The 21,964-nt window shown below is 54.9% G+C and carries 14 protein-coding genes; 8 read left to right on the plus strand and 6 right to left on the minus strand.

Features of this window, described 5'->3' with window-relative positions; translation table 11 throughout:
- Positions 1-67: 67 nt before the first annotated feature.
- The gene (locus tag F0P93_RS22205; RefSeq protein WP_150879936.1) at positions 68-5,797 is read left to right on the plus strand and encodes a family 78 glycoside hydrolase catalytic domain; all 5,730 of its coding nucleotides are present in this window, start codon (positions 68-70) and stop codon (positions 5,795-5,797) included.
- Here the strand turns inward: F0P93_RS22205 and F0P93_RS22210 are convergent.
- Positions 5,786-6,004, minus strand: a complete 219-nt coding sequence (locus F0P93_RS22210) for a hypothetical protein (protein ID WP_150879937.1) — start codon at positions 6,002-6,004, stop codon at positions 5,786-5,788. The two genes, F0P93_RS22205 and F0P93_RS22210, sit on opposite strands and share 12 nt — an antisense overlap.
- 170 nt (positions 6,005-6,174) lie before the next feature.
- On the opposite strand from F0P93_RS22210, the gene F0P93_RS22215 reads away from it, so the two are divergent.
- Positions 6,175-7,110, plus strand: coding sequence for an alpha/beta fold hydrolase (locus tag F0P93_RS22215; RefSeq protein ID WP_150879938.1), 936 nt, complete (start codon positions 6,175-6,177; stop codon positions 7,108-7,110).
- A 1-nt stretch (position 7,111) separates the two neighbouring features.
- Positions 7,112-8,140, plus strand: a complete 1,029-nt coding sequence (locus F0P93_RS22220) for a glycoside hydrolase family 130 protein (RefSeq protein ID WP_150879939.1) — start codon at positions 7,112-7,114, stop codon at positions 8,138-8,140.
- Here F0P93_RS22220 and F0P93_RS22225 read toward each other — a convergent pair.
- A complete protein-coding gene (locus F0P93_RS22225; protein ID WP_150879940.1) occupies positions 8,137-9,420 on the minus strand; it encodes an MFS transporter in 1,284 nt (427 codons plus the stop codon). The genes F0P93_RS22220 and F0P93_RS22225 overlap by 4 nt on opposite strands.
- A 92-nt stretch (positions 9,421-9,512) precedes the next feature.
- Positions 9,513-10,106, minus strand: coding sequence for a TetR/AcrR family transcriptional regulator (locus F0P93_RS22230; RefSeq protein ID WP_150879941.1), 594 nt, complete (start codon positions 10,104-10,106; stop codon positions 9,513-9,515).
- A 378-nt stretch (positions 10,107-10,484) separates the two neighbouring features.
- Here F0P93_RS22230 and F0P93_RS22235 point away from each other — a divergent pair, with 378 nt between their 5' ends.
- The gene (locus F0P93_RS22235) at positions 10,485-13,481 is read left to right on the plus strand and encodes a S9 family peptidase (protein ID WP_150879942.1); all 2,997 of its coding nucleotides are present in this window, start codon (positions 10,485-10,487) and stop codon (positions 13,479-13,481) included.
- Between the two features lie 80 nt (positions 13,482-13,561).
- Here the strand turns inward: F0P93_RS22235 and F0P93_RS22240 are convergent, their stop codons facing one another.
- On the minus strand, positions 13,562-13,945 hold the full coding sequence (locus F0P93_RS22240) for a DUF1573 domain-containing protein (RefSeq protein WP_150879943.1): 384 nt from the start codon (positions 13,943-13,945) through the stop codon (positions 13,562-13,564).
- A 185-nt stretch (positions 13,946-14,130) separates the two neighbouring features.
- On the opposite strand from F0P93_RS22240, the gene F0P93_RS22245 reads away from it, so the two are divergent.
- Positions 14,131-15,414 carry a sensor histidine kinase gene (locus tag F0P93_RS22245; RefSeq protein WP_150879944.1) on the plus strand — a complete coding sequence of 428 codons (1,284 nt, stop codon included), beginning with the start codon at positions 14,131-14,133 and terminating at the stop codon, positions 15,412-15,414.
- Entirely contained in the window at positions 15,411-16,100 is a 690-nt protein-coding gene (locus F0P93_RS22250; RefSeq protein ID WP_150879945.1) for a response regulator transcription factor, read from the plus strand. The genes F0P93_RS22245 and F0P93_RS22250 overlap by 4 nt, the downstream gene beginning before the upstream one ends.
- Before the next feature lie 9 nt (positions 16,101-16,109).
- Here the strand turns inward: F0P93_RS22250 and F0P93_RS22255 are convergent, their stop codons facing one another.
- Positions 16,110-19,484 carry a chemotaxis protein CheB gene (locus F0P93_RS22255; protein WP_191908889.1) on the minus strand — a complete coding sequence of 1,125 codons (3,375 nt, stop codon included), beginning with the start codon at positions 19,482-19,484 and terminating at the stop codon, positions 16,110-16,112.
- A gap of 127 nt (positions 19,485-19,611) precedes the next feature.
- Here F0P93_RS22255 and F0P93_RS22260 point away from each other — a divergent pair, with 127 nt between their 5' ends.
- Together F0P93_RS22260 and F0P93_RS22265 are read left to right on the plus strand one after the other, a co-directional pair.
- Positions 19,612-20,034 carry a response regulator gene (locus F0P93_RS22260; protein WP_150879947.1) on the plus strand — a complete coding sequence of 141 codons (423 nt, stop codon included), beginning with the start codon at positions 19,612-19,614 and terminating at the stop codon, positions 20,032-20,034.
- 78 nt (positions 20,035-20,112) lie between these two features.
- Positions 20,113-21,384, plus strand: a complete 1,272-nt coding sequence (locus tag F0P93_RS22265; RefSeq protein WP_150879948.1) for a beta-propeller fold lactonase family protein — start codon at positions 20,113-20,115, stop codon at positions 21,382-21,384.
- Between the two features lie 50 nt (positions 21,385-21,434).
- On the opposite strand, the gene F0P93_RS22270 is transcribed toward F0P93_RS22265, so the two are convergent.
- Positions 21,435-21,671 (minus strand): hypothetical protein, encoded by a 237-nt coding sequence (locus F0P93_RS22270; protein ID WP_150879949.1) that lies wholly within the window; start codon positions 21,669-21,671, stop codon positions 21,435-21,437.
- Positions 21,672-21,964 lie beyond the last annotated feature (293 nt).

Here is a 21,964-nt window from a genome sequence, read left to right on the forward strand (position 1 = left end):
TCCCACCCCGGTGGGAGAATTGTACGAACCGAATGCAACACCATCTTACGAATTTAAACGGAAGTCTATGAATTGGATTCTTTACGGACTAGTACTCTGCCTGTCGTTTCCCGCCCTGGCGCAGCGGAGCATTTCAATCTCCGATCTACACACCGAAAACCTGACCAATCCCGAAGGCATCACCGGGTCGTCTCCCCGCCTAAGCTGGATTCTGACCAGCAATCAACGGAATCTGAAGCAGGACAAATACCAGATTCTGGTCGCGTCGACGCTGGAAAAACTCAATCAGAACGAGGGTGATTTGTGGAATTCCGGCCTGGTAACCAGCGACCGTTCGCAGTGGGTTGCCTACGCGGGCCAGACGCTGACCAGTCGCCAGAACTGTTTCTGGAAGGTCAAAGTCCGCAGTAAAGACGGCGTCGAGTCCAACTGGAGTTCTCCGGCGCGGTGGTCGATGGGCCTGCTGCAAACCGCCGACTGGACGGCGCAGTGGATCGGCCTGGAGCAGGCTTTTGAGTGGGATGCGCCCAAAGCCGTCAACACCCGGCTGTCGGCGCGGTATTTCCGAAAACAGGCTACGCTTTCCAAACCCATCAAACAGGCCACAGCCTACATCAGTGGCGTGGGGCTGTACGAACTCTCGCTGAACGGCCGAAAAGTGGGCGACGCCGTGTTGGCGCCGGGGCCGACCGAATACGACAAACGGGTTTTGTATAACACCCTGGACGTCACGACCTACCTCCAATCGGGCGATAATGCCTTCGGCGTCACGCTCGGCAACGGCCGTTATTTTGCCATGCGGGTCGGACAACCCAAGGTGCCGGCAACGACCCACTACGGTTATCCGAAGCTGCGGCTGCAAATCGAGGTAACCTATACCGATGGAACGACCGAAAAAATCGTGAGTGACAATACCTGGAAAGTGACCGCCGATGGCCCTATCCGGGCCAACAACGAATTTGATGGCGAAGAATACGACGCTACCCGTGAACTAACCGGCTGGGATAAAACGGGTTACAACGCTGAGAACTGGCTCACGGCGGCAACCGTCAATGCCCCGGCCAGTCGGCTCGAATCGCAAACCAACCCGCCCATCCGCGTGATTCAAACCCTGACGCCGGTTGCGGTTCAGCAACCCGAACCGGGGAAATACGTTTTTGACCTGGGGCAGAACATGGTGGGCTGGGCCCGGCTGAAGGTGCAGGGCACCCGCGGAACGCAGGTAACGCTGCGGTTTGCCGAAAACATCAAAAGCGATGGCACCCTGATGCTCGACAACCTGCGGACGGCCGAAGCGAAGGACCTGTATACGCTGAAAGGAGGGGACGAAGAAATCTGGGAGCCCCGGTTTACGTACCACGGTTTTCGCTACGTCGAAGTGAGCGGCTACCCCGGCACACCAACGGCACAATCGCTGGAGGGCCGGGTGGTGCACGACGACCTGCCTCAAACCGGAACGCTGACCACCTCGAACGACCTGCTGAACCGGATTTACAGCAATGCCCTCTGGTCGGTTCGGGGCAACTACCGGGGCATTCCGACCGACTGTCCGCAGCGCGACGAACGGCAGGGTTGGCTCGGCGACCGGGCAACGGTTTCGACCGGCGAAAGTTTCATGTATGGCAACCAGAGTCTGTATGCCAAGTGGCTGGACGACATCGAGAGTGCGCAGAAACCGGACGGCGGCATTCCCGACATTGTGCCCAGCTACTGGAAATACGCCACCCCCAGTGTAACCTGGCCTTCGGCCTATGTCCTGGTCGCCAACATGTTGTATGAGCAATTTGGCGACGACGAGCCGATTCGGAAGCACTATGCGTCGATGAAACGCTGGGTTTCGTATCTCGAAAAATACAGCACCGATTACATTCAGCAGGCGGATGAATACGGCGACTGGGCCTTGCCGCCGGAGTCGATGTACCTCACCAAAACGGAAGACCCTACCCGGAGAACGGACGGGACATTGATGAATACCGCCTATTATTTTTACGTCCTGAAACTCATGGAACGGTTTGCGGTGATGACCGGCAACGAAGCCGACCGGGCGGCCTTCAGCAGCCGGGCGGCACTGGTTCGGACGGCCTTCAACCAGAAATTTCTGAATCCCCTTACGAATCAATACGACAACAATACGGTGACGGCCAACCTCGTGGCGCTGGCCTGCGGGCTGGTTCCCGACGATCGGCGGTCGGCGGTTTTCAACCAGATTACGGCGGTCATCGAGGGGCGATTCAACGGTCACATCAGTACTGGCGTCGTTGGAACCCAATGGCTGATGCGAACCCTGACGGCCAACGGACGCCCGGATCTGGCGATGCGGCTGGCAACCAATACCGGTTATCCAAGCTGGGGGTATATGGTACAGAACGGTGCCACAACGACCTGGGAATTGTGGAACGGCAACAAGGCTCCGGCCTTCATGAATTCGGGCAATCACGTTATGCTGCTGGGCGACTTACCCATTTGGATGTACGAGAACCTGGCAGGCATCAAATCCGGGGAAGCCGGTTTCAAATCCATTGTGATGCGTCCCGTTCCATCGGGCGATCTGAACCGGGTCAATTCCACGTTCACTTCGGCTTACGGACCCATTGCCAGTGACTGGACCGTTACGAATCAGCAATTCCGCTGGAAAATAACTGTACCCGGTAACACAACGGCCCTGGTTTCGATTCCCGCCGACAATCTGGCGTCGGTTCGGGAGGGCAACCAGCCCGCCGAAAACGCAACGGGGGTTACGTTCCTGCGAATGGAAGACGGTCGTGCCCTGTTTCAGGTGGGCTCCGGCTCGTATGATTTCCTGTCGGCACCCGGCAATTATGAAAACCGGGCACCCGTGGCGCCCGGTTTTAGCCCACCTTCCGGCATCGTCAGCAAATCGTATACCTACACGATTCCGGCGTTCACCGATCCTGAAGGCGGAACCGTGACTCATGCCCTCAGCGGCACCATCGCCGGCCTGAGCTTCAACCCCACGACGCGGCTGTTGAGCGGAACGCCCACGACGGCAGGCACGTATATGTTGGTAGTCGAAGCGACCGACACGGAAGGAGCTTCCACTACCGCCACCCTGTCGATTCTGATCAATAACAACCTGAATGTCTATGACGGTTATCTGGACAAGGTCCGTTGCGATAGCATTACGGGCTGGGCCTGGAACCGGGATCGGCCCAATTATGCCGTAACGATCGAGTTTCTGGAAGGGCCGACGGTGGAAACCGCCAGTCTCATAGGAACGGTCGTAGCCGATTTTTTCCGGCAGGATCTCAAAACCGCCGGAAAAGGCAATGGCGCACACGGGTACCGGTTCAAGGTGCCGGAGAGTTTGAAAGATAACCAAACACACACGATCTGGGGCCGGGCCGAGGGCATTTACACCCTGAAATGGTCGCCCAAAACCCTGACGTGTGAAGGCACGGAAACACCCCCGCCTGCTAACATGCCCCCGGTTGCGCCCGCGATCGCTTCGCTGAGTGCGACGGTCGGGCAGTTATTTTCGACCACACTGGCCCCTTTCACCGACGCCGACAGCAACCCGCTGATCTACAGCCTGACGGGTTCGATACCGCCGGGACTGGGATTCAATGCGACCACCCGCGTTTTGAGTGGTACGCCCACAACCTCCGGAACCTTCAGCCTGACCTATTCGGCCAACGACGGAACCATCTCCACTTCGGTGGTTATCAGTGCATCGGTCGCCAGCCCTCCCGTCGTCAACACCCCGCCGGTACCACCAACCCTGGCTTCGCTGAGTGCAACGGTCGGGCAGACGTTCTCAACCACACTGGCTGCCTTTTCCGACGTCGACAGTGACCCGCTGACCTACAGCCTGACGGGTTTGGTGCCGGGTCTGGGATTCAGTGCCAGCAACCGGGTGTTGAGCGGCACACCAACCACCAGCGGAACGTTCAGTTTAACGTATGCCGCCAACGACGGAACCGGATCGGTCGCCACCTCTGTCACCGTGGTTGTCGCCAATCCACCAGCCGTAAATCAACCGCCGGTAGCGCCATTGCCCATCTCGGTTTCCGCCACGCTTGGGCAACTGTATACCACCACGCTGGCCCCGTTTACAGACCCCGAAAACGGGACATTGACGTATACCTTGTCGGGAACCGTACCGGGTCTGGGCTTCAATGCCTCCAGCCGGGTTTTGAGCGGCACGCCCACGACAGCCGGGACGTTTAGCCTGACCTATACCGCAACGGACGCTCAAAATCTGGAAGAACGCGTTGATGTGACCGTCACGGTTTCGAACACGGCGACCGCGCCTGCGCTGAGTCTGGCGGGCTACGACGGGTATTTGTCGACGGTCAACTGCGATATTTTTTCGGGGTGGGTATGGCACCGGGACAGACCGAATCTACCGCTTACGGTCGAATTTCTGGACGGTGCGACACTCGAAACCGCCAGGCTGGTGGATACGATACTGGCAGACGTGTTTCGGCAGGATCTGAAAACCGCCGGAAAAGGCAACGGAAATCATGGTTATGTTTTCACAGTTCCCCAGAGTCTGAAAGATAACCAGGCTCACAAAATCTGGGCGCGGGTAGAAGGTTCAGCCTACGTGCTGCGGCTGTCACCCAAGTCGCTGACCTGTGAAAGTACCACCACGCCCCCACCCCCAACCAACCAGGCTCCCGTAGCCCCTTCCATCGCGACGCTGTCGGCCACGGTGGGACAAGGGTTTACCACCACGCTGGCTCCCTTTAGCGATGCCGACAACAACCCGCTGACCTACAGTGTTGCAGGAACGATTCCGGGCCTCTCATTCAATGCTTCGACCCGCGTCCTGAACGGAACACCAACCCAGGCCGGTTCTTTCAGTCTGACGTATTCGGCCCATGACGGAACCGTAGCCGTTCCGATGACGGTTCGCATGACGGTCAACAATGCAACGCCTGCCAACAAAGCTCCGGTTGCGCCTTCCATTGCCTCTCTGACGGCCACAATCGGGCAGGCCTTCACCACGACGCTGGCGGCTTTCTCCGATCCCGAAAATGGGTCGTTATCCTACGCCGTAACGGGATTGCCGGCCTGGCTCGGTTTTCATACCGGCACCCGTGTCCTGAGCGGCACTCCCACGGCAACCGGCACCCATTCGCTGACCTACTCGGCGACGGACAATAAAAATGCCAAAACCAATCTGACTGTGACGTTAACCGTCAATCCGGTTCCGGTTACCGGCAATTTCGAAGGCTATCTGGATGTGGTCAACTGCTCAACAATCTCCGGCTGGATCTGGAACCGGGATCGGCCCAATGCCGTCGTCACGATTGATTTTCTGGAAGGCAGTACGGTCGCAACGGCGCAGGTTGCCGGAACGGTTTCGGCCGATATCTTCCGGCAGGATTTAAAAAATGCCGGGAAGGGAAACGGCATTCACGGCTACGCGTTTACCGTACCGCAGAACCTGAAAAACAACCAGACCCGCACCATCTGGGGTCGGGTTCAGGGCGGAAGTTACATTCTGATCTGGTCGCCCAAAACGATCAACTGCGCCCCCGGCCAACGAATTGGAGCGGGGGCCGACAGCGAGATGCTGTCGGAACTGTCTCTGACGCCCAACCCCACCACTGGACGGGTAACGGCCCGCTTCCAGTTGGCCGAAAATGAAAAAGCCCGGCTGAGTGTGACGGACTTATACGGTCGAACGTTGCACCAGCAGGACGTGTTGGGAACCGGGCGACCGCAGGAAGAAACCGTTGACCTCAGTCAGAACGCAGTCGGCATGCATTTTATTCACCTCAAAACCGATCAAAAAGCGATGAGCGGTCGGGTACTCTTACACCGGTAAGGCCCGGGAACCGGCCTGTCCAATCGACACGCCGGTTCCGGGTTCGGTATCTTCGCCATCGTCCCCTCCATCGGGTTCGAGCGTATCGGTTTCGTCTTCCTGGGGCGAATCGGCGGGGTTCATCAGCTCGGGTTTCATTTCCAGGCCAATGGCATCGCGGTGGATCTCTTCTTCGGTTTTGGGCAGTGCGGAATCCTGATTGTTCATGGGGTCAGATTGTCGTGCTTGTTCAGGAAATAACCCTACTCCGGCCGGAATGTTTGCGCGACCTTCCCCGGCAGCAAAGGGGCCATCCTCCGAAACCCGTTTCAAAAAGAATCATTGCGTAAAAACCGTGCTTCAGAAAACCTCAGCGCGTCGGCGTTCGTTATATACGTATGAAGTTATTTTTGCGCGTCCTCCGTTGGACTTTACTCATCATCGTTATCGTATGTGCCGGCTTATTAACCGCAGCCCATTGGGTCGAATCGCGGGATAGTGACGAAGAACTGGCCGAAAGTTTTCGCAACAGCCCCGTTCAGACCGTGGTACACCGGTACCATATCCGGGACCGAACCATTCGCTATCTGGAAACCGACGAGGCTGGTCAGGACACCCTGCCCGTGGTTCTTTTCGTTCATGGGGCACCGAGTTCGCTGTCTTTTTTTAAGAAATTTTTCAAAGATACAACCCTGCTCAACCGCGCCCACCTGGTAGCGGTCGACCGGCCGGGCTACGGGTATTCCGATTTTGGCCGGGTCGAAACCTCGATCGTCAAACAGGCCCAACTGCTTCAGCCGCTGATCGACCGGTACCGGAAAGCGTCATTTCTGATGCTGGTCGGGTCGTCCTATGGCGGTTCGGTGGCGGCACGGCTGGCCATGAACAACCCCGATGCCGTCGATCAGGTAGTGTTTGTATCGTCCGCACTGGGGCCGGGTCTGGAACGCACGTATCCCATTAGTCATTTCATCGACAAACCGCCTTTGCGCTGGCTCATTCCCCCGCTCCTGCTGCTGGCCAACGACGAAAAACTGGCCCACCGCCAGGCGTTGACCGAAATCCTGCCCGACTGGTCGAAAATCAAAGCCGGAGTGACGTTTCTGCACGGCCAGCGCGACGAACTGGTATACCCAACCAACGTCTCGTTTGGGCGTTCCCATCTCGTCAACGCTCAGTCTAAGGAGTTTCTGTTGCCGGAAAACCGCCACGACATCGTGTTCAACAAACGGGAGTATATGACGGAGATTATTGTCAACATTCTGACGACCTACGCCCATTCGATCAAACCGGAAAAAGGTCATCCGAAAGAGTACATGACGGCCAACCCCTGAGATGAAAAACTACCAACTCCGCCGGTTGTCGGATCAACCCATTCTGACGGCGGCCGATGTCAAACCGTCGCATCCGCAGTTTCGGGTGATGGGGGCCTTCAATCCGGCAGCCTGTCGGTTTGGCGATGAAATTCTGTTGCTGCTGCGCGTGGCCGAAGCCGTTGACCTTAAACCGGGTTTCATTCAGGTCCCAATCGTGCAGCAACAGGCGGGTCTTTTTCAACTGGTGATTAAAACCTTTCCTGAACCGGAAGGCGATTACGATCCGCGCGTCGTTCAAATCGGCGATCAGGCCTATCTGACCTCGCTGAGTCATTTGCGACTGGCCCGGAGCAAAGACGGTATTCGCTTTACGGTGGACGAGAAACCGTTTATTTTCCCGGAGCGGGCCGACGAATCGTTCGGGGTGGAAGATGCCCGGATTACGTTTCTGGACGGCCAGTATTGGATCACCTACACGGCGGTTTCGGAAAACGGTCCCGGTGTGGGATTGATTATCACGAAAGACTTCGTGACCTTCGAACGGAAAGGCATGATCATCCCGCCCCCGAACAAGGACGCCTGTCTGTTTCCCCAGAAGATCAACGGTTTTTATTATATGCTGCACCGGCCGATGGTTTCGGACATCGGAAAACCGTCGGTCTGGCTGGCGCGGTCGCCGGACGGCGTGCATTGGGGCGACCACCGGTTTTTGTTCGGAGCTGCCGGAACGCCTTGGGAACACCTCAAAATTGGGGCCGGTCCCGAACCGCTGCTCACCGACGAAGGCTGGCTGGTTTGCTACCACGGTGCCAGCGTAGACCACGCCTATTCCCTCGCCCTGGCCCTGCTCGACCGCGACGACCCCACCTGCATTCTCGACCGTTCGACCAGCCCCTTGATGGTGCCGGAGCTGGAATGGGAGAAAACCGGTTTTTTTCCGAATGTCGTTTTCACCAACGGCTGGGTCCGAATGCCCGATGGCCGGATTCTGGTGTATTACGGTGCGGCCGATTTTTGCGTGGGGGTGGCGGAACTGGTCACGGATTAACGCGTTGGCACCGGTTGCCCGCCCACTACGGACGAGCCCTTTGCCGCTTCAGCCGCCTGTTTCTTCACGACATACTGGTTGATGAAATACATCATCACAATTGTTATCGCCATCGTTACGGCTACAATATAACCCAGCATATCGTATCGCCCCAGCGAACCATCCTTGCCCTGCACCACGATCAGTCCGGCAATCAGGGAGGCAATACCGCCCGAAATTTGTTGCACCGACGAGTTAATGCCCATGTAGGCCCCGCGATCCTGCGGGTCGGGAATGCCCGAAACCAGGGCCGACGACGAAACCATCCGGGCCGAAATCCCGGCAAACAGCAGCACGTTGATGACCATGATCTGCCAGAGGGGTGTTATGCCCAGGTTGCAATAGACGATGACGACCACCATTCCCCAGATTGACGCGTACGTGAACAGGGGAAATTTGCCGATTTTGTCGCTCAGCCGTCCTGAAAACGGGCCGATGATCATGGCCGAAATGCCGGTGACCATGTAGATCAGCGGCAGGTCGGTTTGCGGAATGCCCAGGTTATGAATGGCGAAAGCACTCCCGAACGGCATGAGCATAAAACCGCCCGTGGCCAGCAGTGCGGTACTGGCAAAACCGCGCAGGTAGCTCGAACGGGAAACCGTATGCTGCAAATGCTGGAACGGATTCCGCTCCGATTTGAGTTTCAGGTGGGCCGTGATCGGCTTCATGTATACGACAATCGCCAGCCCGACCACCACACTAACGCCCACAATCAGCAGAAAAGGCGAATGCCAGCCCAGCGAATTGGCCAGATACAATCCCACCGGAATGCCCAGCACCTGACTGGCCGCAAACGCCGATTGAACGACGCCCATCACCCGACCCCGCATCTGAAAGGAAAACAGATCGGTGATGATCGCAAAGCCAATCGATCCGATGACACCCCCGAAAATCCCGGTGACGATGCGGGCCATGAGTAAGAAGTGGTAGTCCGGGGCAATGCCGCACAGGAGCGTACCCAACACAAACCCGGTGTAAAAGAACAGCAGCAGTTTTTTCCGGTCGTAGCGGTCGGCAAACCCGGCGGTCAGCAAACCGGCAATTCCGGCACTGAAGGCATAGGCCGACACCACCCAACCAAACTGGGCCGTCGTAATGTTCAATTCCATCATCAGTTGGGCACCCAGGGGCGAGAGCACCATAAAATCCAGAATCACCGTAAACTGGATGAAGGCCAGCATCGCAATGATGGCTTTTTCGTAGGTCGTAAAAGGCGTTGTTGGTTGGGCCGTAGTCATATCGTTTGATTTCAAGAGCAATTTAGTCTTCTGAGGTTAATTCAGGATTAAAACCGGGTCCGGTCTCATAATCCGTTCAGTAAGGTAAGCAATCAGGGCTGCAGGGCTTTCAGAACCAGTTCCAGTGTTTTTTCCAGCGTTTTTTCATCGAGCACAAACGTTCCCCACCCTGGCATACCGGCCTTGGATTGATGAAACTTAATCAGTTGATACAAAGGCGCATAGGCAACCGACCAATAGACTTCAAGCGGTAATTTGATCAGCTCCTTTCGCTCGATGGCATTCAGCACAAATGTCTTCATGGCGGTCGAAAATGGATTCCGGGCGTCGCCCTGAAATTTTTCGTGGAACGGCGAATGGCGCATCTGCTCCATAAAATGCATCCGCAGTGGGTATTTCAGGCAATACTGCGCGCGATTCATCCACTGCACGCGCATTCCCTCCTCGAAATGCATCCCGGGATCAAAACCGGCGAGCGTTTCGGTACTCATGGTTAGCATTTCATCGTAATAAATCTGCCGGATCAGGTCTTCCCGGTCTTTAAAATAGATGTAGATCGTGGCCGGAGAAACGCCCGCAGCCTTCGCCAGTTTCTGCATACTCAGGCCGTCGAATCCCTCCCGCACAATCATCTCGATGGCTTTTTCGCGGATGGTCCGCTCTTTTGTTTCGTCTCGTAACCGCATAATGAGAACAAAAATAAACGAACGTTCTTTTATTTAAAAACAGATTGATGTTTTTTTTCTAAACATCAAAGGAGGCTAAACGCCTGATTTCTGTCCCCATCCATCATCCCGTCCCAGAAAAAAGCCCAACGGGCTTTCATCATTAGCCCCGGATGCCATCCGGGGCAGGAAGAACACACACACGACGCCCGAACCTGAAAGGGTTCAATACGAATACCCGACCTGGATTCAACCCTTTCAGGGTTGGTGCGGTTCGTTGTGGTTCCCCGGATTGCATCCGGGACTAATGATGGCAGCCATTTGGGCTTTTTGGACTGCGTGGAATTAAGTTTTGACCGGTTTTTGCTTAATTTAGTACGTTGTTAACCCACTCGAACCATGCGTCGCTGCCCTTTTCTTTTCGTTTGTTTTATCCTTCCTTTTCAAACATTCCTGCTCGCACAATCGCCCAAACGGCCGCTCACCCACGCCGACTACGACCGCTGGCAAACCGTTCGCTCCGAAAAGCACGCGAACAATGGGCAATGGCTGAGTTATCAGATTGATCCCCAGGAGGGCGACGGGGTGCTGGAATTGATCAAAATTGGAGGTAAAGCCCCCGCTCAGGCTTCCGAAAAAAGTGCCGAGACCGTGGAGGCCAAATCCGGTCCAAACGCCCCCACAGACCGCCCAACGACTGTGTTCAACCCGCTGAGCTCAAAAAAATACACGTTTGCGCGGGGCTACCTGGCGCAATTCACGCCCGACAGCCGGTTTCTGGTGATGCGGTTAAAAGCGTCTTTCAAACTCACGCGGGAGGCCAAAAAGAAAAAAGTCAAAGCCGACCAACTTCCGAAAGACAGTTTGCTGGTGTTCAACCTTGAAACCGGCAGCCGCATCGGGTTTGCCAATGTCAAGTCATTCACCTTGCCCAAAGAAAGCGGTTCGTGGGTGGCGGTTTTGCAGGAACACCAGGAGGTGAAAGGAGCGAAAAAGGATTCAACCACTACCAAATCGGCCAGCCGGGGTCGGGCATCCGCTTCGACGAAAAAACCGAAAGGCGACGATTTGATTCTGCTGAACCTGGAAACCGGCGCCACGCAGTCGTTCCGCTACGTGACTTACGTGACGGTCTCGGATAATGGAAACACCATTTTTTATACCAAAGATGCTGTCAATGATACGCTGAAAAAAGCCGGGGTGTTTGCGTTCGATACCAAAAAGCAGAACGAGATGCTGATCGATACCAGCTCGAAACACCGGCTTTACAAAGGGCTGGCGGTCGATAAAACCGGCTCGCAACTGGCGTGGATGGCCACCGCCGACAGCGCCGAAGCCGATGTCCGGGCGTATGCGCTGTATTACAAACGCCTGGCCTCTGCCCCGGCCCCTTCATCCCGGAAAAAGAAAACCGCCGTTTCCTCCTTTTCCGAACGAACGGCGATGAACCCGGTGGTGCTGGCCGATACACTCACCAAAGCCTATCCCAAAGGCTGGAATGTAAACGAATACCGGACGCCCTCGTTTTCGGAAGATGGGAAACGGCTGTATTTCGCCACCTCGATTCTTCCCCCCAAACCCATCAAGGATTCGACGGTGCTGGATGAGGAGCGCGTGAAAGTGGACGTCTGGAGCTGGAACGACCCCACCATTCAGCCCATGCAACTCAAGCAGTTGAAGCAGGAGAAAGAACGCGGTTTTCTGGCGGTTTGCGATTTGACCACCGGCAGCATTACGCAACTGGGAAACCGGGATATGCCGAATGTCCAGATCGACCCCAAAACCGATCAGCCGTATTGGCTGGGACTGAGCAATTTACCCTACCAGATCAGCAGCATGTGGGACCCCGGCCAGACGGACCTGTATTTGATCGATGCCAAAACCGGACAGAAAAAACAGATCGCCAGCGAAGCGCGGGTGTCGTACGCCCAGTTGTCGCCGGGCGGCAAATACGCCTGGTGGTACGACGAACGGGATTCGCTCTGGCGGGCGTGGTCGATTGCGGAGGGAAAACGGATCGACCTGACGCGCGGGATTCCGGCCCGGTTTTTCGACGAAGAACACGACACACCCGATTTGCCCGGCAGTTACGGAGCCGCTGGCTGGAGCCGCGACGACCGCTATGTGCTGATCTATGACCGCTTCGACCTCTGGCGCATCGATCCGACGGGGCAGGAAAAACCGGTGAACCTGACGGCGGGTTACGGTCGTAAAAACCGCATCCGGCTGCGTCGCGCCAACCTCAATCCGGACGAAAAATTCGTTCCGCTGACGGGCGACCTCTGGCTGACGGGTTTCTGGGAAAGCAACAAAGCCACCGGAATTTTGCGGAAACCGATGGAAAAGCCGGCGGCTGAACCACTGGTGCTGGCAAAAGGCGATTACCGGTTTTCCGGTTTATCAAAAGCTAAAAACGGCCCGGCGCTGACGTTTTTGAAAGGCAATTTCCGGGAGTCGAACAACCTGTATTTGACCGACACCACCTTTGCCGAACCGCAGCCACTGACCCGCATTAATCCGCAACAGGACAGCGTCCGTTGGGGCAAGGTCGAGTTGGTGAATTGGGTGGGCAACAATGGCGTCCGGCTGGAAGGGCTGCTTTATAAACCGGACGACTTCGATCCGAAGAAGAAATACCCGATGCTGGTGTATTATTACGAACGCAACGCCGAAACCCTGAACGACTACAAAGCCCCGGCACCCAGTCGCTCAACCATCAACATGGCGTATTGTGTGTCGAACGGGTACCTGGTTTTTGTTCCTGACATTCTGTATACCACCGGCATGCCGGGCCAGAATGCCTACGATTGCATCGTGCCGGGCGTGTTGAGCCTGATCGAAAAAGGTTTCGTGGATCGTGACCGCATTGGGTTGCAGGGCCAGAGCTGGGGCGGTTATCAAACCGCTTTTCTGGTGACGCGGACGAATTTGTTCAAAGCTGCGATGGCGGGTGCGCCGGTGGTCAACATGACCAGCGCCTACGGCGGCATCCGCTGGGGAACGGGCATGAGCCGGATGTTTCAGTATGAAAAAACGCAAAGCCGCATCGGCGGAACGCTCTGGGACAAACCGATGAACTACCTCGAAAGCTCGCCCCTCTTCTACGCCAACCGCATCCAGACGCCCTTGTTGCTGATGGCGAATGATCAGGACGGCGCGGTGCCCTGGTACCAGAGCATCGAGTTTTATTCGGCACTCCGGCGACTGAGCAAACCAGCCTGGCTGCTCGTTTACAACGGCGAAGACCACAACCTCACCCAGCGACACAACGCCAAAGACCTCAGCATCCGGATGTACCAGTTTTTCGATCACTACCTGAAAGACGCCCCCGAACCCGCCTGGATGAAACAGGGCCGGTCGGCGGTGGAAAAAGAGCTGGGAAATATGAAATATTAACAACAAATCAGGAATTCCAGCCCACGGTTAAAACCGTGGGCTGGTTGTTGTCGGTATTTCGCTGATCAGACTACTACTGCTTATTGGGCAACCACTTCACCCCGAATCGACAATACTTTCGTTCCGCCCTCAGCGTTGGATTCCACGGTGACGGTTTTGTTGAACGTTCCGACCGCAGCGGCATTGAACGTCGCTTTGATCTTGCCGGCTTTTCCGGGCAAAATGGCTTCTTTCGGATACTCGACGCCCGTGCAGCCGCAGGAACCACGGGCGTTGCTGATCACCAGCGGAACACCGCCGTTGTTGGTAAAGGCAAATTCGGCCACCACCGGTTTGCTTTGCTGAATTTTGCCGAAATCGTGGGTCGTTTCGTCCCACTTAAAAACCGCCGACAGCGAGTGGGCAATCAGAACACTGGCGGCAACCAGCCACAGGCAGGACGCGATCATCAGGATGCGTTTCATGAGGTTTGTGTTTAATGGTGAAGCGTTGGTCAATCCAACGGCACAAAAGTACCTTCCTGAAAAACAGCAGGCTGTTAACGGGTAGCGAACAGTTGTTAACGAGATGTTAATGAGTTGATTTTTAGCCGCCGGTAGCCGACTTTTGGCTTTCGATTCATCCTTTTCCCAGGAAACCACGAGCGATCATGTCCAGACGCGTTTTCCGCATCCTGATTATTCTGTCGGTTATTTCGATCATCGGCATCATTACCGTACAGATCGTCTGGGTGCGCAAAGCCTATGCCCTGCGGGAACGCCAGTTTCGGCAAACCGCTTTCATTGCTTTGCAGGACGTGGCCGACCAGGTGGGCCAATTGAACGGAATCACGCAAAGCTGCACGGCAGTCACGCAGCTTTCGCCCGATTACTTCATCGTCAACACCGACTCGCCGGTTGATCCGGGCATTCTCGAACACTACATCCAGACCTCGCTGCACAACCACAACCTGATCACGGACTTCGAATACGGCATTTACAACTGCGAAAGCGACCGGATGATCTACGGCGCGTTTGTCAGCCTGAACGCCAATCCGAACACGGTTCAGGCCAGCCGGAACCTGCCCAAGTTTTCGCGCAGTCCGTACTACTTCGGCATTCACTTTCCGAGCCAGTCCAGCTTCATCGCCGGTCACCTCGACGGCTGGATTGCTTCGTCAGCTGCGGTTTTGCTGGTTGTTTTGTTTTTCGGCTATACGCTCGTGGTGGTGTTGCGGCAGCGAAAACTGACGGAGGTGCAGCGGGATTTTATCAACAACATCACCCACGAACTGCAAACACCGGTGGCCACCCTCCGCATTGCCGCCGACGTGCTGCAATCCGACGCCATCCTCGACCAGCCCGAACGCCATCGCCAGTACGTGCGGGTGGTACAGGAAGAAAGTCTGCGGCTTCAGAAACAGGTGAGCAGCGTTCTGCAACTCGCCCGCTCGGAACAAATGCAGTTTAGCATTACAGCCACGGAAATTAACCTCCATCAACTGCTGACGGAAGCCGCCGAGGTGTTTCGTCCGCACGTCAGTCTGGAGCTTTGGGCCGAAAACGCGATGATTCAAGGCGACCGGTATCACCTCGGGAACGTCATCAACAACCTGATCGACAATGCCTTGAAATACAATACTGCTACTCCCCACGTCATCCTGGAGACCCATACTGAAAGAGACCGGCTGGTGTGGTCGGTACAGGACAATGGCATTGGCATTGCCCCGGAACACCAGCCGTTCATTTTCAACCAGTTTTACCGCGTCCCGACCGGGAATGTTCACAACGTGAAAGGATTCGGATTGGGGCTGTATTACGTTTGCAAGGTCATCAAAGCCCACCGCTGGCACATTTCCCTGCAAAGTATACCCGGTTCCGGGAGTATCTTTACGGTAAAAGCCCGAACGACGAAACAAACCGCCCTGGCTCCTAAACTCCCGGCTGTACGATGAAACCGCTTTTACTGTACGTCGAAGATGACGTAAACCTGGGTTTTGTCACCAAAGACAACCTGGAACTGGCGCAATTTCAGGTGGTACACTGCACCACCGGCCTGGATGCCTGGCGTTGTTTCGAACAGCACCCGTTCGACCTGTGCATTCTGGACGTGATGTTGCCCCAAACCGACGGTTTTACGCTGGCCCGGCAGATCCGGCAGATCGACGATAAAATTCCCCTGCTGTTTCTGAGTGCGCGGACCGACAAAGACGACCGGCTACAGGGGCTTCGGCTGGGTGCCGACGACTACCTGACCAAACCGTTCAGCATAGAAGAACTGATTCTGAAAATCAACGTGTTCCTGCGCCGGAGTAAGCCCCCGGTTTCTACACGTATTGGATCGGTTCAGGCAATCGGGTCGTATCAGTTTAATGTTCAGAATCTGACACTGGAAATAGACGGCCACTTACAAACACTGACCCACCGCGAAGCCGAAGTGTTGCATTACCTGATGGCCCGACCGAACACGCTGATCCGGCGGGACGAGATTCTGAAAGCCATCTGGGGAGACAACGACTACTTTATGGGTCGCAGTCTCGATGTGTTCATCTCCCGTTTGCGGAAACGGCTCGGGGCCGATGCTGCCATTCGCATCGAAAATCTCCACGGCATCGGATTTCGGCTGCTGCTGCCCGGTTGAGAAAACCGCTCAGGGAATCCGGACCGGATTAAACTGCCTGACGGGCAGAATAATATGAAAGGCGGCTCCATCGGTTTCGGTTGCTTCAACAAAAATTTCACCGTGGTGAATCTCCACGATTTTCTTGCTGAGCGATAGACCGATCCCGGTTCCGTGGTAGTGACCGGGTTGGTTGAGCCGCTGAAAAAGAACGAAAACCTGCTGCCCGTATTTCTGCTCGAAACCAATGCCATTGTCTTTAAAAATCAATTCACAGTAGGTCGTCGACGGGTTCAAAGCCGGGTATTGGCTGACGGCCTCCCGGGCCAGAAAGTGCGACGAAATCGCCAGAACCGGAGGGGTACCCTCCCGGGAAAATTTGAGGGCATTGCTGATCAGGTTGTAAAAAAGCTGGTTCATCTGCAACGGAATCGCTTCAATGCTGGGGAGCAATTCGCTGGTGATGACAGCCTGTTTCTGTTCGATCAGCAGTTCAAAATCACTCAGCACATTTTCCAGCGTTACCCCCAGATCCGTCGGCGCAAACAGTTTTCCGTGGTTGAGGAGGTGGGAGTAATTGAGCAAATCCTGGATGAGTTTGCTCATCCGCACCGAGGCCCCGGCAATTTTGCTCAGGTAGGTTTTGGCTTCCAGGGAAAACTCATCTTCGTGTTTTTCCTGCAACCGGTTCGAGAACGTAACGATCTTGCGCAGCGGTTCCTGCAAATCGTGGCTGGCGGCATGGGCAAACTGCTGCAATTTTTCATTCGTTAGCTGCAAATCGGCCGTTCGTTCCTTGACCTTGATTTCCAGGGCTTCCGAAAACGTCTTCAGTTTTTGTTCCGCCACTTTTCGTTCGGTAATGTCTTCAATAGCAAGCAGAATCAGGGGTTCCACGGCATTTTCGTTAGCCACCTGGCGGGCATTCAGCAGCATGGTCCGCTCACCGAGAACCGGGAAGGGCAGGGTGATTTCGAAATCTTCCAGTTTGGCCCGTTGCGGGATGATTTTTTCAAGCTGTGCCTGCAACACCGGATCATCCCACTGGCGGTTTTGCAATTCATAAAACAGTTTGTCTTCCGTTTCGAGCTCCGTAAAATTAAATTTTTTGTAGAATGCCAGATTGGCGGTTTTAATGCGCAAGGCTTTATCAAGTATTACCAGCGGTTCGCGGATGGAGGTAACGATGGCTTCGGAATACAGGCGGGCAACGTTGAGTTGCTCCTGTTTGTCGAGCAGTTCCTGATTCAGGATCACCAGTTCTTCGTTGCTTGACTGCAGTTCTTCCTTCGACGTTTCCAGTTCTTCATTCAGGCTCTGCATTTCTTCACTGCTGCTCTCCAGTTCTTCGCTCGTGCTTTGCAGTTCTTCGTTGGCCGCTTCCTGGTCTTCGATAATGCTGCGCATGTCTTCGCGGGTTTGTGCCAGCTCGTTTTCCAACTGCTGAATCCGTAACTGGGCTTCGTTCGTGATCACCGCTGTCAGGTTATCGCCATTCAGAACCGGTGCGGTTTCGGTTTCCGCTTTAGTAAACAGAATCAGAAAATGGGGTTCAACGTTGTTGGTGAGCAACACAATCTCGATGGTCACCAGGTGCTGCACCCCGTGGATCCGAACCGGAATGCCGGTTTTGATCACCGCGCCCGGGCTGGTTTTGGCTTTGTGCAAGGCGTTTCGCAGTTCGAAGCCCAGGCCCTCGCGTGCCATTTTGAACAGATTGAAGGTCGGTTTGCCGGGTGGTGGTTCCAGAAACGGCGCAATGGCCCCGTGGATGTGCACCACATCCATCAGTTCATTCACGATCACACTGGCCGGGGTGTATTTGGCCAGTAGAATAGCCTCCGCCGTTTTGCGGAAGTCGGTTTGCTGGGTATCGGGTTTGGTCGTTTTTTTATCTTTTTTGACGAGGGCCTCCTCCCGGCGACCGGCGGCCACGGGCAGAAAACGGCCGGGAACCGACTTGCGGGTATATATCTTTTCGGTTCGAATAAAAGACGCGAACAAATCGGACACCACGCTGGTCGTTTCGGATTTGCCGAGCAGCAGAAAACCGTTTTTCCGGAGGGCGTAATGAAAGGTCGACAAGGCTTTTTTCTGCAAAAAGCTGTCCATGTAAATCAGCACATTACGGCAACTGATTAAATCGATTTTGGAAAACGGCGGGTCTTTCAAAAAATTCTGCACCGCAAAAACGCACAGATCCCGGATGGTTTTTATTACCTGGTAGTTGCCGCTGGTTTTCGTAAAATACGTACTGAGCTGCTCATCCGAAAGCGTATGCACTTCAGCTTTGGTGTAAATTCCCGCCCGCGCTTTTTTGATGGCTATTTCGGAGATATCAGACGCAAAAATCTGAATCTGCCGGTCGGGCGACTGATCACCCAGAAACTCGTGCAGGCAAATGGCCATCGAAAACGCTTCTTCGCCGGTGGAGCAGCCGGCAATCCAGATTCGGACAGGTTCTTCGGCCGCTTTGTTTTTAAACAAAGCCGGAAAAACCGTTTCCCGCAGGGTTTCAAACGTGTTCGGATCGCGGAAAAAAGACGTCACCGGAATGAGAAGGTCCTGAAACAACGCCTGTTGCTCGGCTTTATCACCCACCAGGATGTTCAGGTAGTCGGTCAGCTTGCCCACCTTGCCAATCGCCATTCGGCGGGCAATCCGCCGGCGAATCGTGTTCTGTTTGTAATACGTAAAATCAACGCCACTCCGCTCCTGAAGCAGAACGATCAAGGCTTTATAGGCGGTTTCGTCTTCTTTGGGAATCTCCTCCTGCGTATTGCCGATGTCACTCTCCTGGTATGCACGCGCAAATTCCCGGAGTTTTTCCGGCATTTCTTCGGGCGTCAACACGAAATCCACCACACCCGCATTCACGGCATTTTGCGGCATATCGCCGTAAGCCGCCGTTTCCTGATCCTGCGCAAACGAGACCCCGCCGTTCTCTTTAATGGCTTTCAAACCCAGCGTGCCATCGTCGCCTTTACCGGACAACACAATGCCCACTGCCAGTTCCTTGTGTACGGCAGCCAGGGAGGTAAAAAAAACGTCGATGGCCAGATTGGTTTTTATTTTATCCCGGGGCGTCAGCTTCAGCACCCCATCGAAGGCCGTCAGGATTTTATTGGCGGGTATAACGTAAATATGATTGGGCGTCAGGTGAATATCGTCCGTAATTTCCGAAACCGGAATGGCCGTGGTCCGGGAAAGAATTTCGGGCAAAATGCTTTCATGCAACGGGTCCAGATGCTGCACCAGCACGAACGCCATACCCGAATCGTCCGGAATGGCCTTGAGCAGTCGCCGGAACGCATCCAGCCCGCCCGCTGACGCACCAATGCCGACCACCGGAAAGTCCTGCGGGGTAGCAACGGGCGGGACTTCGGTCTTTTTGTCGGAGGACATTGTTTTTTTGGGGTAGCTAAAGGTACGCAAAAGGTTTACAAAACCGGGTGGATTTGTTTTTAGTTTGCCTTTGTCGTACATCTACCCGCGAAGTTGTTTACCTTGCTTGCCACTATCACCGATAACCATGAACCCTACTGTGACCTTTCTACTCGTAGACGACGATCCCGACGATTGTGATTTTTTTCGGGAAGCAGTACGGGAAGTTGATGCAACATCCGTTTGCTTCACGGCCGAAAACGGCGAAGACGCCCTGATGAAACTGCGGAAAGGACTTAAAAAACTGCCTGATTTCATTTTTCTGGATTTAAACATGCCCCGCATGGACGGCAAACGTTGCCTGGCCGAGCTGAAGAAAGATCCCAAACTGAAAGCCATTCCGGTGATTATTTATACCACCTCCTCCGCGCCGGAAGACATGGAGGAAACCCGTCTGCTGGGCGCGTCATACTTCCTGACCAAACCCTCCGACTACCAGAAGCTCCTGAAAGATCTTGTTTTTGTGATGGGCCGGGATTGGTCACAACATCCCCAAACGCTTCGTTTTTAATTTCGGACCAAGTTTTAAAATAGCGGCTTTCGGCTATATTTGCGTAATATCCAAAGCTATAACCCTTCTATTCGCAGCATGAAAAAACAGAGTTTGGTTGCCCTTGCTTCCTTGTTGACAACGGGTGTCTTCGCCCAGCAGGAACCCATTCAGTTTACCGCCAAAGGAATTGTCGTTTTGTCTGATGCCGACATGGCTGCTTCCGCCCTGGTTGACGGTAATTTGTACAAGAGTAAAACCAGTCGCGACGCGCTGACGGTTGTAAAATTCCCACTCGACCGCACTGGTCAGAACATTACCACCGCCCCCATTTCCAACTCCTCGGCGCTGTATGACAAAGCCGCTGTCGTAACGCCCAACGGACGCTTTGCGTTTGTACTGGAAGGCCGCGGCCAACTGGGCGACAGCGTATCCACGCTGAAAGGCGGTGTGAAAGAGTTGCCAGTCGCAGCCCGGATGTTTATTGTCGACCTGGCACCGGCCAAACCGACCGCCAAAGTGGTTAGCGTTGGCAACCTGCCGACGGCCATTACCATCAATCCGCAAGGCAACACCCTTGCTGTGGCTTCGGGGGATGCCGGGAAAGAAATGCGGTTGGTTGAAATCGATAATACCGGTACGCCCAAGCGGGTGATTACGGCCCCCTCCCCGGTTCCGGGTGCGCGCATCACGGATCTGGTCTGGAGCCCCGCTGGTGATTTTATTGCCTACGTGATTGAAGACACGCAGGAAGTCGGCGTGATGAAGTATTCACTCGATGCCGCCAAAAAACCAAACATCATCCCCCACGGCAAGCCGATCAAAGTAGGCGGTTTACCGGCCACCGGCAAATTCTCGCCAGACGGAAAATTCTTTATTGTATCCGACATTAAGAAGGGAGCCAACGCGCAGGGCGCCGGGAAAGGCGAATTGTTCGTGGTCCAGTTCAGCACCGAAGACACGCCGGGCGAGCACAAGGTCGTTTCGCAAACCGCTTCGGGCGAAGGTGCCGAAGCCCTGACCGTCAGCCCCGATGGCTCCATGGTGATTGTCGCCAACTCCGGGCAGTCATACCAGCCGTTCAGCAATGCGGGGGCAGGCAAAAGCTCCCTGTCGGTGTTTGCGCTCGACAAAGAAGGCAAACTGACTCTGGCGAATGAATATCCGTTCGAGGGCATCCTGCCCCAGAGCGTCGAGTTCGACAAGAGTGGCAATGCCATTGCGGTTGCGGTTTCCGAATACCTCGATTACGGCGACCGTTCAGGCGGTATTGAGTTCTGGAAAGTGACCAAAGGCGACAAACCGTCGCTGGAAAAAATGCCGGGTAAAATCAGCGTTGCCCGCGGTAGTCACACGGTACGGGTTTATTAGTTAAGAATGAAGAGTTAAGAGTTGGCTGACCCACGCTAACTCTTAACTCGTTATACCCTCTCCCAGCGGAATTGCTTTTTGACTTTCTTCTGTTTTCCGTTGCCTTTGTCTTTTTTCAGCCCTTTGCGGTCGCTGGCCATGGAGGAGGACGCTCCGGCCCCTTTGCGGTTGGAGAGCCACCAGGTCGGGCTGTGCATCGTGCCAAAAACCGTTCCTCGATACACGCGTCCGCCATGCTGGTGTTCCAGTTTTACGTGGCAACTTTTGATCGGACAGTTGGATGCCATACATCCCGTCAGGAGCCAACTACTCACTAAGCTTACCCACAATCCCTTGCTTGGTTTCATTTCGGTATCCGTATAAAGCAGAAGGGATGAAAGTAGAAAAAGTTTCGCTCTTTTTCCAGTTTCATCCCTTCTGCTTTGCGTAATCTCTTATCTTCCGAAAGCTAACTCATACCCGGCATTTACCAGATATTCGGCCACACGTGGCCGAACAACCCAATAAACTCCGTTATCTCCGCGCAAAATCCAGTGATCACTTCCCTTTACATAGCGATTATTCGCGCAATCAATTGCCT

The organism is Larkinella humicola, assembly GCF_008727875.1.
Taxonomy (GTDB): domain Bacteria; phylum Bacteroidota; class Bacteroidia; order Cytophagales; family Spirosomataceae; genus Larkinella; species Larkinella humicola.

Coding starts and splice junctions, on each gene's coding strand:
- F0P93_RS22205 (WP_150879936.1), top strand. CDS start 68: ATGAATTGGATTCTTTACGGACTAGTACTCTGCCTGTCGTTTCCCGCC.
- F0P93_RS22210 (WP_150879937.1), bottom strand. CDS start 6,004: ATGAACAATCAGGATTCCGCACTGCCCAAAACCGAAGAAGAGATCCAC.
- F0P93_RS22215 (WP_150879938.1), top strand. CDS start 6,175: ATGAAGTTATTTTTGCGCGTCCTCCGTTGGACTTTACTCATCATCGTT.
- F0P93_RS22220 (WP_150879939.1), top strand. CDS start 7,112: ATGAAAAACTACCAACTCCGCCGGTTGTCGGATCAACCCATTCTGACG.
- F0P93_RS22225 (WP_150879940.1), bottom strand. CDS start 9,420: ATGACTACGGCCCAACCAACAACGCCTTTTACGACCTACGAAAAAGCC.
- F0P93_RS22230 (WP_150879941.1), bottom strand. CDS start 10,106: ATGCGGTTACGAGACGAAACAAAAGAGCGGACCATCCGCGAAAAAGCC.
- F0P93_RS22235 (WP_150879942.1), top strand. CDS start 10,485: ATGCGTCGCTGCCCTTTTCTTTTCGTTTGTTTTATCCTTCCTTTTCAA.
- F0P93_RS22240 (WP_150879943.1), bottom strand. CDS start 13,945: ATGAAACGCATCCTGATGATCGCGTCCTGCCTGTGGCTGGTTGCCGCC.
- F0P93_RS22245 (WP_150879944.1), top strand. CDS start 14,131: ATGTCCAGACGCGTTTTCCGCATCCTGATTATTCTGTCGGTTATTTCG.
- F0P93_RS22250 (WP_150879945.1), top strand. CDS start 15,411: ATGAAACCGCTTTTACTGTACGTCGAAGATGACGTAAACCTGGGTTTT.
- F0P93_RS22255 (WP_191908889.1), bottom strand. CDS start 19,484: ATGTCCTCCGACAAAAAGACCGAAGTCCCGCCCGTTGCTACCCCGCAG.
- F0P93_RS22260 (WP_150879947.1), top strand. CDS start 19,612: ATGAACCCTACTGTGACCTTTCTACTCGTAGACGACGATCCCGACGAT.
- F0P93_RS22265 (WP_150879948.1), top strand. CDS start 20,113: ATGAAAAAACAGAGTTTGGTTGCCCTTGCTTCCTTGTTGACAACGGGT.
- F0P93_RS22270 (WP_150879949.1), bottom strand. CDS start 21,671: ATGGCATCCAACTGTCCGATCAAAAGTTGCCACGTAAAACTGGAACAC.